The 15,329-nt window shown below is 47.6% G+C and carries 17 protein-coding genes and 1 riboswitch; of the genes, 12 read left to right on the plus strand and 5 right to left on the minus strand.

The genetic code is table 11. From position 1 onward, the window contains the following. Position 1: 1 nt before the first annotated feature. Genes MMY95_RS05945 through MMY95_RS05955 form a run of 3 tightly spaced genes read right to left on the minus strand, consistent with a single transcriptional unit; the run spans position 2 to position 2,464 of the window. Positions 2 to 823, minus strand: coding sequence for an energy-coupling factor transporter transmembrane component T (locus MMY95_RS05945; RefSeq protein WP_003641708.1), 822 nt, complete (start codon positions 821 to 823; stop codon positions 2 to 4). Then, positions 798 to 1,784, minus strand: a complete 987-nt coding sequence (cbiM, locus tag MMY95_RS05950; protein WP_003641709.1) for a cobalt transporter CbiM — start codon at positions 1,782 to 1,784, stop codon at positions 798 to 800. Before cbiM ends, MMY95_RS05945 begins: the two co-directional genes overlap by 26 nt. 14 nt (positions 1,785 to 1,798) lie before the next feature. Then, on the minus strand, positions 1,799 to 2,464 hold the full coding sequence (locus MMY95_RS05955; protein ID WP_003641710.1) for a Crp/Fnr family transcriptional regulator: 666 nt from the start codon (positions 2,462 to 2,464) through the stop codon (positions 1,799 to 1,801). A gap of 252 nt (positions 2,465 to 2,716) precedes the next feature. On the opposite strand from MMY95_RS05955, the gene larA reads away from it, so the two are divergent. From larA to larE, 6 genes are read left to right on the plus strand one after another with little or no spacing between them, the layout of a single operon-like run. Next, entirely contained in the window at positions 2,717 to 3,991 is a 1,275-nt protein-coding gene (gene larA, locus MMY95_RS05960; protein WP_003641711.1) for a nickel-dependent lactate racemase, read from the plus strand. 1 nt (position 3,992) lies between these two features. Then, positions 3,993 to 4,733, plus strand: coding sequence for a nickel pincer cofactor biosynthesis protein LarB (gene larB, locus MMY95_RS05965; protein WP_003641712.1), 741 nt, complete (start codon positions 3,993 to 3,995; stop codon positions 4,731 to 4,733). A gap of 30 nt (positions 4,734 to 4,763) precedes the next feature. After that, a complete protein-coding gene (locus tag MMY95_RS15900; protein ID WP_003641713.1) occupies positions 4,764 to 5,555 on the plus strand; it encodes a LarC family nickel insertion protein in 792 nt (263 codons plus the stop codon). 38 nt (positions 5,556 to 5,593) lie between these two features. After that, the gene (locus MMY95_RS15905; protein ID WP_260390794.1) at positions 5,594 to 6,025 is read left to right on the plus strand and encodes a LarC family nickel insertion protein; all 432 of its coding nucleotides are present in this window, start codon (positions 5,594 to 5,596) and stop codon (positions 6,023 to 6,025) included. A 4-nt stretch (positions 6,026 to 6,029) separates the two neighbouring features. Continuing rightward, entirely contained in the window at positions 6,030 to 6,746 is a 717-nt protein-coding gene (gene larD / locus MMY95_RS05975) for a D/L-lactic acid transporter LarD (protein WP_003643656.1), read from the plus strand. Between the two features lie 24 nt (positions 6,747 to 6,770). Next, positions 6,771 to 7,601, plus strand: coding sequence for an ATP-dependent sacrificial sulfur transferase LarE (larE, locus tag MMY95_RS05980; protein ID WP_044428678.1), 831 nt, complete (start codon positions 6,771 to 6,773; stop codon positions 7,599 to 7,601). 36 nt (positions 7,602 to 7,637) lie between these two features. Here larE and MMY95_RS05985 read toward each other — a convergent pair whose 3' ends face one another. Both MMY95_RS05985 and MMY95_RS05990 read right to left on the minus strand, forming a co-directional pair. Then, entirely contained in the window at positions 7,638 to 7,793 is a 156-nt protein-coding gene (locus MMY95_RS05985; RefSeq protein WP_241277544.1) for a hypothetical protein, read from the minus strand. A 7-nt stretch (positions 7,794 to 7,800) separates the two neighbouring features. Continuing rightward, positions 7,801 to 8,778, minus strand: coding sequence for a zinc-binding dehydrogenase (locus MMY95_RS05990; RefSeq protein ID WP_053267577.1), 978 nt, complete (start codon positions 8,776 to 8,778; stop codon positions 7,801 to 7,803). A 171-nt stretch (positions 8,779 to 8,949) separates the two neighbouring features. Then, positions 8,950 to 9,055: riboswitch (TPP riboswitch) on the plus strand. A 78-nt stretch (positions 9,056 to 9,133) separates the two neighbouring features. Between MMY95_RS05990 and thiM the strand changes: the two genes are divergently transcribed. The 6 genes from thiM to MMY95_RS06020 all read left to right on the plus strand — a co-directional run bounded on the left by thiM (position 9,134) and on the right by MMY95_RS06020 (position 15,274). Beyond that, positions 9,134 to 9,925 (plus strand): hydroxyethylthiazole kinase, encoded by a 792-nt coding sequence (gene thiM, locus MMY95_RS05995; protein WP_003643659.1) that lies wholly within the window; start codon positions 9,134 to 9,136, stop codon positions 9,923 to 9,925. 25 nt (positions 9,926 to 9,950) lie between these two features. Then, positions 9,951 to 10,775, plus strand: coding sequence for a bifunctional hydroxymethylpyrimidine kinase/phosphomethylpyrimidine kinase (thiD, locus tag MMY95_RS06000; RefSeq protein WP_003643660.1), 825 nt, complete (start codon positions 9,951 to 9,953; stop codon positions 10,773 to 10,775). Further along, a complete protein-coding gene (gene thiE, locus MMY95_RS06005) occupies positions 10,765 to 11,418 on the plus strand; it encodes a thiamine phosphate synthase (RefSeq protein WP_241277545.1) in 654 nt (217 codons plus the stop codon). The genes thiD and thiE overlap by 11 nt, the downstream gene beginning before the upstream one ends. Continuing rightward, a complete protein-coding gene (gene cytX, locus MMY95_RS06010; RefSeq protein WP_047672479.1) occupies positions 11,418 to 12,617 on the plus strand; it encodes a putative hydroxymethylpyrimidine transporter CytX in 1,200 nt (399 codons plus the stop codon). The genes thiE and cytX overlap by 1 nt, the downstream gene beginning before the upstream one ends. An 80-nt stretch (positions 12,618 to 12,697) precedes the next feature. Beyond that, complete coding sequence (locus MMY95_RS06015; RefSeq protein WP_003641722.1) at positions 12,698 to 13,438, plus strand: gamma-glutamyl-gamma-aminobutyrate hydrolase family protein; 741 nt, start codon at positions 12,698 to 12,700, stop codon at positions 13,436 to 13,438. A 243-nt stretch (positions 13,439 to 13,681) separates the two neighbouring features. Then, positions 13,682 to 15,274 carry an HIRAN domain-containing protein gene (locus MMY95_RS06020; RefSeq protein ID WP_241277546.1) on the plus strand — a complete coding sequence of 531 codons (1,593 nt, stop codon included), beginning with the start codon at positions 13,682 to 13,684 and terminating at the stop codon, positions 15,272 to 15,274. Positions 15,275 to 15,329 lie beyond the last annotated feature (55 nt).

The following is a 15,329-nucleotide window of genomic DNA, read 5'->3' on the forward strand; positions in this document are numbered from 1 at the left end:
GTTAATGCCTCCAAAAAATAAATAATATCCAGACAATAATCGCTGGGCTCAGGGCAAGATAATCGCGCCAATGGGTACGACGCCCGGTTGAGCGCGCGTAATGACCATTGAACCCGCGTGCTTCCATGGCAGCGTATAGTTCTAGCGCATAAGTGTAACTTTTAAGATATAAATTACCAAATAATGCGCCGATTAAACGGTATGGATGAGCCGTTGGGGCGACCGTCCGCAATTCTAGTGCTTCCATCGTCAGCAATAGATGTTGGCCGAGCATTCGTAAGTACGTGATGGCAATGGCCAAAGTCATAATTAATAGATCAGGGCAATGGAGTGCCTTCAAGCCAGCCAATAAATCTTGAAACGGCGTGGTTAGACGGTAATATTGAGCGTTTGCCAGCATTAGACTGGTTTTAAGGCCAAAGAATAATAGCGTGGTGGGACCGGCTAACCAGTAGCTCGGTAATACGAACAGCATGGCCATCCCAACACTGATTAGCCAGCTTCCCATAAAACGGCGCAGTTGGCGTGGAGGTAACCATAATAATTGGCACCCAACTAATAGTGCTAGGCCCCATAACAGAATGAGATTATTACTTAAAGCAATTAAAATGACGAGCAACAGGAGCTGAATTAATTTGAATTGCGGTGCAACGCGCCAATGAGACGTTGCCGTGACTGGCGCTGGCTGTGCTAGTCGACTGAGTAATTGGCGTAGGTGACGCTGATTACGTTGCCAAAATTTCGCTTTAATAGCAGGTGTTGGCGTGGTGGTCGTAGTTTGCAGCCAAGCTGGAATATCAGTGTTGGGACGTGTCGGTTTCATGTTGAAGACCTCGAATCAAAAGTAAGAAAATCAAAACAGCGGTAATGGCCGATAAAATATAACCCACACTGACCGGTAAGCCCGCGATGGCGTAATCACTGAACAGGGCCTGAAAATGGAACCCGTGGACCATTCCTTGAGGCGCGTGAGTACTGATATGTTGTTGCGCTAGCCGTTGCTGTAATTCTTGGGGGCTCCATTCGCCCCAAGCCGTATTGCTAGCCAACAAGCCTAATGGTGATAACACCGCTAATCCGAGTAGCAGTGCGATCCACGGCCGCTGATTGCGCCGAGTGGGTGTCTGATAGAGGTTAGTCGGTGCGACTCGTTTTACAAATTGAAAGACAAGCAGTGTGAAGACGACTTCGACCCAGCCGGCGACTAATAAGTGAGCCGTCAACATTGCGGGTATCGTAATGTTGAGGCCGTATGGGCAGTAGAGCGGCGCACCACTTGCCGTATGAGCCAGTATGGGTTGTAACCCGAGCTCGATACCAGCAACTAGCGCCGCCATATTAATGCCTAAGTAAGCACCAATTGCGAGCCCCAACTTTTCATGGTGCCATTTTTGACCTAGGCGATAGCAGGCGTAGCCGACAAACGGCATAATGACCGCCATATTCAACGCGTTAGCGCCAAAGGCTAGGATACCGCCATCACCGAATAATAAGGCTTGTAGTAGTAACGTCACGGTCAGCGCAAGACACGCCGCCCATGGGCCAATCAAGACAGCTAACAGGGTTCCCCCGACAGCGTGAGCCGTGGTCCCACCTGGAATCGGCAAGTTGAACATCATAATTAAAAAAGCCAATGAAGCGGCGATGCCGAGCATTGGCAGGGTTTCATGATGTTTTTTGATTTGAACTTTAACTTTTAAAACGGCGACGGTCCAGACGGGAGCCATCGCGGTGACCAACGTTCCGCAAGTTGCGGGACTTAAATAATTATCCGGAATATGCACGGATGAGCACCTCACTAATTTGCAATTTGATCTAAGAGGTAACTAACATCTTGAATAATAAATTTGTGATTTTTGACCGTAATGACGCCGTCTGTTCGTAATTCCTTGAGCATCCGGTTGACACTGCTCCGGGAGCTAATACCACAGAAACCGGCAATGTCGTCATTGGTGACCACAAAGTCAATCAGAATCCCTTCGTTAACTTTTCGTCCGAACAAATCAACAAGACTATAGATAAAGGCACAAATGGCTCCTTTTTTACCGTTCATGACCATCCGTTGCAGTCGAAGAATGTTTTCGGACAACTTTTTACGGTAATAATTTTTAACGTAGTTTTGCAGTTCAGGCGTGCTGTTGACGTACTTCCAAAAAGCGACCCGGTTGACCTGGTAAAAAGTGGCGTATTCGGACTCAATACGGACGTTAAACGGTTGGTCCGTAGAACGAGAAACTTCATCACGCAGCAGGGAGATCACGTCGGGCTTGGCAATATAAGATAAATTATATTCGCGACCGTCTTGTAAAATAATGCTGTTTTTGATGATGCCGTCCTTTAAGACGTACGTATAGTGTTCGGCTAAACCATGATAGGTCAGGTAAGTATGCCGCTTTTTTTTGATTGTCGGCACGTGATGGGCTTCCAAATAACTTAGTAAATATTCAATATCAGTTAATACCATCTTAGTTTTTCAGTTCTTTCGTGAATAATTTTTAAGGTTGAGGTCAGTAAGAATAGCGATTCTCAACAGTAATCACGACGATAACGCTACTTAAGCATAGCGGTTTTCATGATTGTGACAATCGCATTTAAAGTATACATTTGTTAACTATTTTTGAAAACTTAAAATGTAACGGACAAGTTATCCGTCTTCTAGTATAACAAAACGTGCATGTAAAAATTAGTTTTTAGAGAAAGAGGATGGCTAAAAGTCATGGTTGCAATTGATTTACCATATGACAAGCGCACAATTACGGCTCAGATTGATGATGAAAATTACGCCGGTAAGTTAGTGTCGCAAGCTGCAACATATCATAACAAATTATCAGAACAGGAAACGGTCGAGAAGTCGCTGGATAATCCAATCGGCTCCGATAAGCTGGAGGAACTTGCTCGTGGGAAGCACAATATTGTGATTATTAGTTCCGATCACACGCGCCCAGTTCCTTCACATATTATCACCCCGATCCTATTGCGGCGGTTACGGTCAGTGGCGCCCGATGCACGGATTCGGATCCTCGTAGCTACTGGTTTCCATCGGCCATCAACCCACGAAGAATTGGTGAATAAGTATGGTGAAGACATCGTCAATAACGAAGAAATCGTGATGCATGTCTCAACCGATGACAGTAGTATGGTCAAGATTGGCCAATTACCATCTGGCGGTGATTGCATTATTAATAAGGTCGCTGCTGAAGCAGATTTGCTAATCTCCGAAGGCTTTATCGAATCACATTTCTTTGCTGGTTTTTCAGGTGGTCGGAAGTCCGTTTTACCTGGGATTGCTTCATACAAGACGATTATGGCGAACCATTCCGGCGAATTTATTAACTCACCGAAGGCCCGGACCGGTAATTTAATGCATAATCCGATTCATAAGGATATGGTGTACGCTGCTCGGACCGCTAAACTTGCCTTTATTATCAATGTTGTTTTAGACGAAGATAAAAAAATCATTGGGTCATTTGCCGGTGACATGGAAGCCGCCCATAAAGTGGGCTGTGACTTTGTCAAAGAACTTTCTAGTGTACCAGCCATTGATTGTGACATTGCGATTTCGACGAATGGTGGTTATCCGCTTGATCAAAATATTTATCAGGCCGTTAAAGGAATGACCGCTGCTGAAGCAACAAACAAAGAAGGCGGCACGATTATTATGGTTGCCGGTGCTCGTGATGGTCACGGTGGTGAAGGGTTTTATCACAACTTAGCTGACGTTGATGATCCTAAGGAATTCCTGGACCAAGCAATCAACACGCCACGGCTTAAAACTATTCCTGACCAATGGACGGCCCAAATCTTTGCTCGAATCTTAGTTCATCATCACGTGATTTTTGTGTCAGACCTCGTTGATCCTGATTTGATTACGAATATGCATATGGAACTAGCCAAGACGTTAGATGAAGCCATGGAAAAGGCCTACGCACGCGAGGGTCAAGCCGCTAAAGTGACGGTTATTCCTGATGGTTTAGGCGTTATTGTGAAGTAGTATGGCAACCACAGCAGAAATATTGCAACAAGTGGCGGCAGGGCAATTAAGTCCGACGGCGGCTGCCCAACAGTTAGAAGCGGGCAAAACAGCGGCATTAGGTTTTGCCAATGTCGATTTAGATCGTCAACGCCGCAATGGCTTTCCGGAGGTCATCTACGGTGCTGGTAAGACGGCAACCCAAATTGTGGGTATCGTGCAAGCCTTGTCCCAACAGACGTTGCCGATTTTAACGACTCGGTTATCCGCAGAAAAATTCGCGGCACTCCAACCAGCGTTACCAACGGCTGTCTATCATGCCACTGCGCAGTGTATGACGGTCGGGGAACAACCCGCACCGAAAACACCAGGGTACATTGCTGTGGTGACGGCGGGGACCTCCGATCAACCGGTTGCTGAAGAAGCAGCAGTAACCGCGGAAACTTTTGGCAATCGTGTTGAACGAGTCTATGACGTGGGTGTTGCGGGAATCCACCGACTGTTTGCCAAGTTGGATGTGATTCGTGGTGCCCGGGTGGTCATTGTGATTGCGGGCATGGAAGGTGCGCTGGCCAGTGTCGTTGGTGGACTAGTTGATAAGCCCGTGATTGCAGTGCCGACCAGCGTTGGTTATGGTACTAGTTTTCAAGGTATGACCGCGCTATTGACCATGCTCAATAGCTGTGCGTCGGGGATTACCGTTGTCAACATTGATAACGGCTTTGGTGCCGCCTACTCAGCTAGTATGATCAATCAAATGTAAGATTCAGTTAACTGAACAAGGAGAAGATAAATGCAAACACTTTATTTAGACGCTTTTTCGGGGATTAGCGGTGATATGTTTCTGGGCGCGTTACTCGATTTAGGACTTGATTTTGAGCAATTAAAAACCGAATTGGCTAAGTTACACGTGCACGGTTATGAATTAACGCAGCAACGGGAAGCCCAGAGTAGCATCTATGGCACGAGCTTTGATGTTCAGGTTGCGGGTGGTAAGGACCATGGTTTTGTGGAACATCACCATCATCAGCATGAAGCTGGGCATCATCATGATCATGAAGCGCGTCATTTAGCTGATATTGAGGCGTTAATTGACGGCAGTGACTTATCAGATACCGTGAAACACCACGCGAAAGCGATCTTTATGGAAATTGCGCAAGCGGAAGCAGCGGTTCATCACATGCCACTAGCTGAAGTTCATTTCCATGAAGTGGGCGCGTTGGATTCGATTGTTGATATTGTGGGCTGCTGTATTGGGTTGGAATTGATGCAGATTGATACCATCATGGCTTCACCGTTAAGTGATGGTAGTGGTTTTATTAACGTTGCCCATGGTCAGATGCCAGTTCCCGTACCAGCCGTGATGCAGATGCGAGTTGGTAGTGCCATTCCGATTCAACAACGGTTGGATGTGCATACTGAATTGATTACCCCCACTGGGATGGGCTTGGTCAAGACGCTCGTACGTGAATTCGGACCGTTACCGGAAAATGCCGTGCCAACTAGAGTTGGTTATGGGTTTGGTAAACGGGACACGGGTGGTTTCAATGCACTGCGAGCCGTATTATTCGAAAAAAAAAACTAAGTCAGCAAATCGTTAACCGGACGGCTGATGCTGTCTTAATGATTGAAGCTAATCTGGATGATCAGACGGGTGAAGGACTGGGGTACGTGATGAACCAGTTATTAACGGCGGGCGCATACGATGTGTTTTTCACGCCCATTCAGATGAAGAAAGATCGGCCGGCGACAAAGTTAACGGTTTTGGGAAACGTTAACGATGAGGACTTACTGACTAAGTTGATTTTACAAGAAACGACGACGATTGGTGTACGTTACCAGACGTGGCAACGTACTATTATGCAACGGCACTTCCTGACGGTCGCAACGCCGTACGGTGACGTTCAAGTTAAAGTGGCGACATATCAAGATATTGAGAAGAAGATGCCGGAATATGCGGATTGTGCCCAGCTGGCGCAGCAATTTCATATTCCGTTTAGAACGGTCTACCAGGCAGCCTTAGTGGCGGTAGATCAATTAGATGAGGAGGCGTAATTTTTTGGTACATCAGTTGATTGCTGAATTTATGGGCACAGCCCTAATGATTATTTTTGGGGTGGGTGTTCATTGTAGTTCCGTATTAAAGGGAACCAAGTATCGGGGTTCCGGTCATATTTTTGCCATTACAACTTGGGGTTTTGGGATTAGCGTTGCCTTATTCATTTTTGGCAATGTTTGCATTAACCCGGCAATGGTTTTGGCGCAGTGTCTATTAGGAAATATCGCATGGTCTTTATTTATTCCGTATTCCGTTGCGGAAGTGCTTGGTGGGGTCGTGGGCTCAGTGATCGTTTGGATCATGTATGCTGATCATTTTAAAGCCTCAACAGATGAGATTTCACCCATTACAATTCGGAACTTATTCTGTACTGCACCAGCCGTTCGTAACTTACCGCGGAATTTCTTTGTGGAATTATTTGATACATTTATTTTTATTTCGGGTATTTTAGCGATTTCTGAGATTAAAACGCCGGGAATCGTGCCAATTGGCGTTGGCCTACTTGTATGGGCCATTGGGATGGGACTTGGTGGTCCAACTGGGTTCGCAATGAACTTAGCTCGAGATATGGGGCCCCGGATTGCCCACGCCATTTTACCAATTGCCAATAAAGCCGATAGTGATTGGCAATACGGTATCATTGTGCCAGGAATTGCGCCCTTTGTCGGGGCAGCAATTGCCGCTTGGTTTATGCATGGCTTTTTTGGAATTAACTAAATTAAATAGAAGAAGGGTTTTATTATGGCAACATTAGCAACGAAAAAAGCAACGTTAGTAGCAGCATTAAAGGATTTACAACGGGTCACCGTGGCCTTTTCTGGTGGGATCGACAGTACCTTAGTTTTGAAGATGGCCCTCGATGTTTTAGGCCATGACAATGTGACCGCTGTGGTTGCGAACTCCGAATTATTTACGGATGAAGAATTCGATAAAGCGATGAGTTTAGCCGAAGAACTAGGTGCTAACGTTCAAGGAACTACGCTAGACTACTTGAGTGATGACCATATCAAGAACAACACGCCTGATAGCTGGTACTATGCGAAGAAGATGTTCTACAGCCGGTTGAATGACATTGCGGCTAATAATGGTAGTGCCGCTGTCTTAGACGGTATGATCAAGAATGATGAAAATGATTATCGTCCTGGTTTGAAGGCCCGTAGTGAAGCGGGTGCCCGGAGCTTGTTACAAGAAGCTGATTTCTTTAAGACTGACGTTCGGGCCTTGGCACAAGAACTTGGTTTGACGAACTGGAACAAAGTGGCGTCATGCTCTGTATCTTCACGGTTCCCATACGGGACGACGTTGACGCATGACAATATTGCTCAAGTGATGGCCGCCGAAAAATATTTGCGTAGTTTAGGCTTTCCAACGGTCCGGGTTCGTTTCCACGATGATATTGCGCGGATCGAATTACCAGAAGCACGGATTGGTGATTTCTTAGTCTTTAACGACCGCGTTAACCGTCAATTGCAATCACTTGGATTCCGCTACGTTACCCTTGACTTAGGTGGCTTCCGTAGTGGCCGGATGAATGATACGTTGACCAAGGCACAATTGGCCACTTTCGCCTAGGTCTAATCAAAATAATGATAGTGGTGTCGGGATTAATCAGAGATGGGCGGCGGAACGGCGGTGATCATGGTTCATTCGCCCATCCGATGATAATCGTAACCCCAGCCGATACGTACATGTTGCGATTGTCGCCTGACACCCCACAAAGCGCAGTTCAAGGCCGCCCTTGAACTGCGTTTTTCGTATCTTCATTTTTAGATCAACAGGCGTCAAAAGTCACGACGAGTTTACCAACGACTTGACCAGCTTGGAGTTGTTGTAACCCAGTTACAAGTTGGTCACGGTGCAAGACCTGAGTAATTAGTGGGTCGACCTTGCCAGCTTGGACCAAAGCTAATAAGGCGGCGGTCATTTGCCCAAGATCGGCAACTTGCGCTGGGTTACCGCTACGGTGGGCACCACCGAGGTCCAATTTACTGATAGTTACCACTTGATTACTTGGAAAGCGGTCCGGAGTTGCTAATACACAGACAAGCTGGCCATTGTAAGCTAAGCGTGGTAAGTCCGCATCAGCATGACCAATGGTATTGATGATCAGATCAACACCGTGCTGCTGCGTTAGGTCTTGAATGCGTGTGGTCACATCTTCATGATGGTAATCGATTTGGACATCGGGATGCAGCGGTGCCACGAAGGCTTGCTTGGCCTGTGAAACGGTCGTGAAGACGGTCTTGCCAGCAGCTTTGGCGAGCTGGATGGCCATACTACCGACACCACCAGCACCCGCATGGATCAAAACTGTTTGCGCAGCATTCAGGTTCGCTTTGCGTAAGAGGGCTTGATAAGCGGTCAATCCAGCGCAGAGACTAGCGGCGGCTGCTTCAAAGCTCACAGTCGTTGGAATCTTAGCTAGCACGGCTGCTGGTAAACTCACGTATTCGGCAAACGTCCCATTATTGGCGAGATTAGCGTGCCCACAAACTCGTTCGCCAGGCCGAAAATTAGTGACCTCAGCGCCAACCGCTTCCACGATTCCAGCTGTGTCTAGTCCTAGTGTGTGTGGATATTGCCAGGCGGCGTTACCCGCCGTAACTAATTTAAAATCTACCGGATTGAGCCCAACTGCTTGGGTCTTGATCAACACCTCAGTTGGCCCGAGGTTGGGCATGGGCCGTTCTTGCCATTGAAGCTGTTTCATAGTTTGAGCGGATGGATCTGGCACAACAAGTGCTTGCATCTTCAATCACTCTTTTCTTAAAGGCATATTTGCTTTTTATTATAACCGGTCGCGGCGGTGAATTTAAACTTTAATGCCTAATTAATTAAGTAGCAATGAGGGTGATTCGGCTAACGGAAAGATTGACGTTAGCGGTTACAATCGTTAGACTAAGGTTAGTAATTGAATATTTTTAAACACTAGGGGTGTCCAAAAATGGGCTGAGATGGTGCTGTAAGTGCCGATCCCTCTGAACCTGTAAGCTCAAACTTGCGTAGGAAAGTGTCACAGCTAATGTTAGCGGCCACTGGATCAATGCATGTTGATTGGTGGTCGTTTTTGATTGGTGTGACGGTCAATGAGGAGGAGAATTGCTATGGAATTACAATTATTGAATACTTTACGGGATCACAATCCGATTGTTTTTAACATTGCCAATTTTGTTACGGTTCAAGACGTTGCCAATGGGCTAAACGCGTTAGGGGCCTCGCCAATTATGTCAGCTGAAGTCCAAGAAGCAGAGACGATGGTCCAAATTGCCGGGGCAGTTTGCATTAATTTAGGAACCTTGACCACCACCCAGATTGATCAAATGCGAGTGGTTGGTAAGCTTGCTAATCAGTATCATAAGCCAGTCGTTCTTGATCCGGTGGCCGTCGGGGCGGTCCCTTATCGAAAAGAAGTCGCGCTAGCATTACTATCTGATTTTCAAGTCGATGTTATTCGGGGCAATGCTGGTGAAATTGCGGCATTGGCTGGCATGGATTGGCAAGCGAAGGGCATTGATGCGGGGAGCGGTCAGGGCGACCTGGTTGAAATTGCTCAAGCTTGTGCACAGCAATTTCAATGCTGTGTCATATTGTCGGGACCTACTGATGTTATTACGGATGGTCGGCGCGTTGTTAAAGTCGCTAATGGTACCCCGCTTTTCCAACGTCACGTGGGCTCGGGCGATTTACTTTCTAGTATCGTCGCGGCTTTTACAGCCGTTAGTCCAACCGATATTTACCAGGCGGCGCAAATGGCTTGCTTAGTCTTAGCGGGAGCGGGGGAACTTGTCGCCAGTCAGCTGACGGCCGATCGTCCCGCCACATTTGCCATTGATTTGATTGACCGGCTGAGCTTAGTGACAGTGTCAGAAATTCAAACAATTGCTAAAGTTGATTAAATATAATGAAGGGTCGCGAGATTTAATGAATGAATTTCCACAAGTGGCAACGATTGCTGGTACGGACAGTGGTGGCGGTGCCGGTGTCATGGCCGATTTAAAAACGATGCAGGCACGTCACGTTTTTGGTACCGCGGTAGTCGTTGCCGTGACAGCTCAAAATACATTGGGGGTCCAAGATTTTATGGCAATGCCGACGAAGCTCATTGACGAACAATTTGCTTCGTTAGCAGCTGACTTAGACATTCGCGCTTGTAAAACGGGGATGCTTGCAGATGCTGAACATGTCCATGCCGTCGTTGAGAACTTGAAACGAGTTGATTTTGGGCCGCTGACAGTTGATCCAGTCATGATTGCGAAAGGCGGGGCGGCGTTATTAGCCGCGGATGCGATTAAAACGGTTCGCGACGAACTGATCCCGTTAGCGACTGTTGTGACACCGAATTTACCGGAAGCAGAACGATTAACCGGTCAGGCAATCACTAGTAATCAAGCGATGGTTACAGCTGGACATGCGCTACAGGGGTTAGGTGCTGACAATGTCATTATTAAAGGTGGGCATGGTGATAATCCTGATTTAGCTAATGACTTCGTATTGTTGGCTGACGGGACCGCCTTTTGGCTTTCGGCTCCACGGATTGATACGGTGCGGACCCACGGCACGGGAGATACTCTATCGGCATGTATTACCGCCGAATTAGCAAAAGGACGGTCAATGGCTGCGGCCATTAAAACGGCTAAGGCGTACGTTGCTGGGACGATTCAGGATGGTATCCAGGTCGGGCATGGTCATGGCCCGTTGAATCATTGGGCAACCCCAAGTGAGCAGGTGATCGTTCATGACGCTTAAATTTGAACCCACACAATTACGTGCTTATTTTGTGTGCGGGACACAAGACGTGCCGGGACAGGATCTGAATGTGGTCGTCCAAACGGCCTTGGATGCAGGCATCACGGCATTTCAATACCGAGATAAAGGCAATAGCCAGTTGACTACGGCTGAGCGTTTTGCATTGGGGCAGCAGCTGCGGGAACGCTGTGCGCAAGCGCATGTTCCCTTTATCGTCGATGATGATGTCGAGCTGGCACTCGCACTGCAAGCAGATGGGATTCACGTTGGTCAAAAGGACGACCGGGTGACACAAGTTATTCAACGGGTCGCTAATCAAATGTTTGTCGGTTTGTCTTGTTCAACCTTAGCTGAAGTGCAGATTGCTAACCAATTGGAAGGCATTGCCTATCTTGGTAGTGGTCCCATCTTTCCAACGACATCTAAGGCCGATGCGGATCCAGTAGTCGGTCTGACGGGCTTGCGACAATTAGTCGTGACTGCAACCTGTCCCGTTGTCGCCATTGGCGGAATTACTGTCGCGCAATTGCCAGCTATTGCGGCTACTGGTGCGGCTGGCGCTGCGGTGATCTCAATGTTAACGCGTAGTCCCGATATGGCTGCCACGGTCAAGGCGATGCTAACGGCTATGGAGGGTCACTGATGAAACATGACGGGATTTTTCGGAGCCAATTTTTACTGTGGCTCGGTGCGGCTATCTCAATTGCCGAAATCTTAACAGGTACGCTGATGGCACCACTGGGGCTGACACGCGGATTGGCTGCGATTGTATTGGGGCACTTGATCGGCTGTGGCCTGTTCTTGGTTCCAGCCGGCTATTTGGGGGCTAAATTACACCAGTCCGCGTTAGCGTCAGCCCAACTGGCTTTTGGTCGCGGCGGGGTGTTACTAGCGTCAGGACTCAACGCCTTGCAACTCGTTGGCTGGACGGCGGTGATGATCGTCAATGCTCAGTTAGCCATGAACAGTATTAGTGGAAAGCTATTTGGCTTTCGAAGTCCGCTATTAATGGCAACCATCGTGGCGATTTTGATTATTGCGTGGTTGCTCATGGGTAGTCAGTTACTGTTCAAAATCAACAATGCCGTTGTGGGCTTGTTGGTGCTCGGGACGGTGTTAATGCTCGTAATGGTATTTATGGCACCGACAACTAGTCAGTCGGTATCAACGACTAGTATGACGTTTGGGCAAGCAGTGGAATTGAACGTTACGATGGCACTCTCATGGTTGCCACTAATTGGTGATTATACCCAGCGTGTTGATCGTCCTTTACCAGTCGCACTAGTCAGCGCGGGTGGCTATATGTTAGGCAGTTTAGTGATGTTTGTGACGGGGCTATTAGTTGTGTTACGGACAGGGCAAACTGATATCACGGCATTGCTGACGCGGTCCGGTTTAGGATTGGTTGCATTGCTGATTATTGTTTTCTCAACGGTGACGACGACATTTTTAGATACTTATTCGGCCGCCACGAGTTTGGCTAATCTGACCGGTAGCCGCTATGTTAATCGATTAGCCGTTGGTGTGACGGTAGTTGGGCTATTGATTGCGCTGACGGTTGCCATGACGTATTATCAGAACTTCCTGTATTTGATTGGTTCGGTCTTCACACCGCTATATGCTATTATTTTCGTCACGTACTTTGTGCGGCACGCTACGTTACCATACTGGTTGAACTTTTGCTGGTGGGTTGTGGGGATTGTCGCCTATTATCAGTTACAGGCCATTGATTTCATTGGTGGCACGACGCTATTAGTATTGGTTGGGCTGAGCATCGCCGTCTGGTTGACGGGAATTATCGTCAAACCAACCGAGCTCGAATATCGCGAGCTTAGTCATTGACAATTAGATGTAAAAAGTAAATGATAATCCCATTGGTAACACGCATGTTATCGTGGGATTTTTTGAGAGAGGGCGACAGAATGGTTAAACCGATAATTGGAATCGCACCAGGCGTTGTGACAGTGAACAGCCAGATGTTCCCGGGGCGGGTCCGTGATTATGTGAATCGTGATTATTTGAAATCAGTAACGGATAATGGCGGTGTGCCATTGGTATTACCGGTAACGACCGACGCAACGACGATTGAACGGTACGTTGGAATGATCGATGGTCTACTACTTTGTGGTGGTGCAGATGTGGCCCCATTGACGTATGGGGAGGAACCCCAGCCTAAATTGGGTGGGGTAGATCCGGAACGGGATCAGTATGAAATTGCGCTGATTCGTGCCACCCACGCCGTTGGTAAACCGGTGCTCGGTATCTGTCGGGGCTTACAAATCTTAAACGTGTGCTATGGTGGCAATCTTTATCAGGATATGAGTGAACTACCAGCTGGTCAGGGTACCTTAAAACATATGCAAGGACAATTGGCCGCTTACGGCATGCATCACGTGAAGGTCGTACCAGGTACGACCTTGGCTGAATATTTAGGCACCACTAGTGACGCAATCACGGTCAATTCATTTCATCATCAGGCCGTGAAACAAGTGGCAACGGGCTTTCAGGTGGTGGCCCAAAGTGCGGATCAGGTTGTTGAAGCAATTGAGGCGACAGCTGGTGGTCTACAGTTGGGTGTCCAGTGGCATCCAGAAATGATGCAACAAGTAAACTCCGTGCAGGCGCGGTTGTTTGCGGCGTTTATGCGGGCTTGTGTGGCGTAGATAGCATTGACTAGCAAATTGATAAAATTGGGCGTGGTTATTCTGAATTGTAGGATAACCACGTTTTTAATGTGCAGCCGCAAAACTAATGAATGTTTCACGTGAAACATCTGAAATGGTGTTGGCAACTAGATAACTAATCCAAGATATTGTAAGCTGACGTGTAAAACAATTCGTAAAGCTGTTAATACTGGCAACGCTTTCGTATAATGGAATAAAGTTATTGTTAAGGGGGTGACCGCTATGGAACGAATTGAAGCTGGCATGAGCGTAATGACGTTGAAGAAGCAGACCTATCGGGTTATCGCTGTGATTAATCAGGGGCAAGAACTGTTAGTTCGCGCCCACGAACCAGAAACAGCTGACATTGAAATAATTCCAGTGACCACAGTTGTTCAAGTAACTGAACAAAATTCAACAGGCGATGCAGCCGTCGCATTGGATACAGTCACGGTCGTTGGCGAACGGTATGTCGATGATATTGTGGCAACGTTAACGACGCTCAGAGTGGGTATGGCGGTGTTGCTCCAGCGAGAAAGTGGCAATCAATACGATGATAATGCCATCTCAGTGTGGACGTTGCAACATGCTAAGTTAGGCTACATTGCCCGGTATCAGAATCAGCCGTACGCGGAACTGATGGATCAGGGACAACGATTGTACGGCATCGTGACGGTATTAGATCAACAAAAACAGCATCTTGAATTGATGCTATGGCGGACTACTGCAGTCCCAAGTCCGATTGAGGCGTTGCAAATCCGCCAACGATTGGCTAAGCCGAGGACAAATTTAGGGGCGGTGCCAACGCATTCGTTACAGACACCGTTAGGAACAATTGTCATGATGTGCAATGGTCACCCGATTAAGTATCAGCAGGTTCCGTTATCGCCATGGTTGACGCCCGCTGATGAATTACACGTCACCAAACGTTATCTATTAACGCCTGATTGGTCACAAGTGCCGCCGGACAGCCTCATTACTTGTCAAGTGACGGCGAAGGCCGACGTGGTTCAGCGGTGGAAAAATGAACACATTTCAGCAGCGGTCTTAACGAACGCTAGTAGCTTTTATGTGGTTGGTATCAGTGCTCAAACCAAGACGGGGCTGAATGATAACTTGGTCGATGATGCTGCGCAACCCGCGGTTATTTACCGAGTTGGCCAGATTAGTGCACATATGCAGGCCGGCTTCATGGTCAGTTGGGCGCCGTTTGGTGATCCGCGCGTACAACCAGCACTGAAATTAGCATTGCACTTCTCCTCACAACCGCTAGTTCCTTACCATCCAGTAACACCTAGTCGCACCAACGCGACGTTTACGCAGCAAGAGTTGGCAGCCTTGTTAGTCTCCGCATTACCAAATTATCAGGGTGGTCAACGCTTAGAACCAAGTGTGACAGCGATAACGGTAGAAAAATTGCGGCAGACGTTAGGTGATCAGACGTATCATGCGCTGGCGAATTATCAGCGTCATGTTCAGCTAGTTGCGGGTAGTACGGAAGGCGTCAACGAGACCTTGTTACAGGCGTTGATTCATGCAGTCACGTATCATGAGTTGACGACCATGCACTACTACCAGCCGACTGTAGGGATGGTCGACCAGGTTATTTATCCGATTCAATTATTTAGCACCACGACTAAGGATGAGGATGATGCGCAATTAGTGGGTTGCTTAGCGCTTTACAATTACGAAACGTTTGAAATCCAACAGGTGCCGCTGACGGCAATTGTTCGTATCGCGATTATTGCCGATCCGGAGCATCCCCAGACAACACCGGAGACGGAAAGTCCGGATTGGTTACGCATATTTTTACATGGGTGGAATGACGATTTTTGAGCGAACAGTCAAAAATTAATTTGCTTACGACTTATAAGTATTCGTGATACAAGCC

Source organism: Lactiplantibacillus sp. ME-2 (genome assembly GCF_022549155.1).
Classification (GTDB): domain Bacteria; phylum Bacillota; class Bacilli; order Lactobacillales; family Lactobacillaceae; genus Lactiplantibacillus; species Lactiplantibacillus plantarum.

Bases quoted from the DNA above. Each gene is read 5' to 3' on its own strand.
- MMY95_RS05945 (WP_003641708.1), bottom strand. From the start codon at position 823: ATGAAACCGACACGTCCCAACACTGATATTCCAGCTTGGCTGCAAACT.
- MMY95_RS05955 (WP_003641710.1), bottom strand. From the start codon at position 2,464: ATGGTATTAACTGATATTGAATATTTACTAAGTTATTTGGAAGCCCAT.
- larA (WP_003641711.1), top strand. From the start codon at position 2,717: ATGGTTGCAATTGATTTACCATATGACAAGCGCACAATTACGGCTCAG.
- larB (WP_003641712.1), top strand. From the start codon at position 3,993: ATGGCAACCACAGCAGAAATATTGCAACAAGTGGCGGCAGGGCAATTA.
- MMY95_RS15900 (WP_003641713.1), top strand. From the start codon at position 4,764: ATGCAAACACTTTATTTAGACGCTTTTTCGGGGATTAGCGGTGATATG.
- MMY95_RS15905 (WP_260390794.1), top strand. From the start codon at position 5,594: ATGATTGAAGCTAATCTGGATGATCAGACGGGTGAAGGACTGGGGTAC.
- larE (WP_044428678.1), top strand. From the start codon at position 6,771: ATGGCAACATTAGCAACGAAAAAAGCAACGTTAGTAGCAGCATTAAAG.
- MMY95_RS05985 (WP_241277544.1), bottom strand. From the start codon at position 7,793: ATGAAGATACGAAAAACGCAGTTCAAGGGCGGCCTTGAACTGCGCTTT.
- MMY95_RS05990 (WP_053267577.1), bottom strand. From the start codon at position 8,778: ATGCAAGCACTTGTTGTGCCAGATCCATCCGCTCAAACTATGAAACAG.
- thiM (WP_003643659.1), top strand. From the start codon at position 9,134: ATGGAATTACAATTATTGAATACTTTACGGGATCACAATCCGATTGTT.
- thiD (WP_003643660.1), top strand. From the start codon at position 9,951: ATGAATGAATTTCCACAAGTGGCAACGATTGCTGGTACGGACAGTGGT.
- thiE (WP_241277545.1), top strand. From the start codon at position 10,765: ATGACGCTTAAATTTGAACCCACACAATTACGTGCTTATTTTGTGTGC.
- cytX (WP_047672479.1), top strand. From the start codon at position 11,418: ATGAAACATGACGGGATTTTTCGGAGCCAATTTTTACTGTGGCTCGGT.
- MMY95_RS06015 (WP_003641722.1), top strand. From the start codon at position 12,698: ATGGTTAAACCGATAATTGGAATCGCACCAGGCGTTGTGACAGTGAAC.
- MMY95_RS06020 (WP_241277546.1), top strand. From the start codon at position 13,682: ATGGAACGAATTGAAGCTGGCATGAGCGTAATGACGTTGAAGAAGCAG.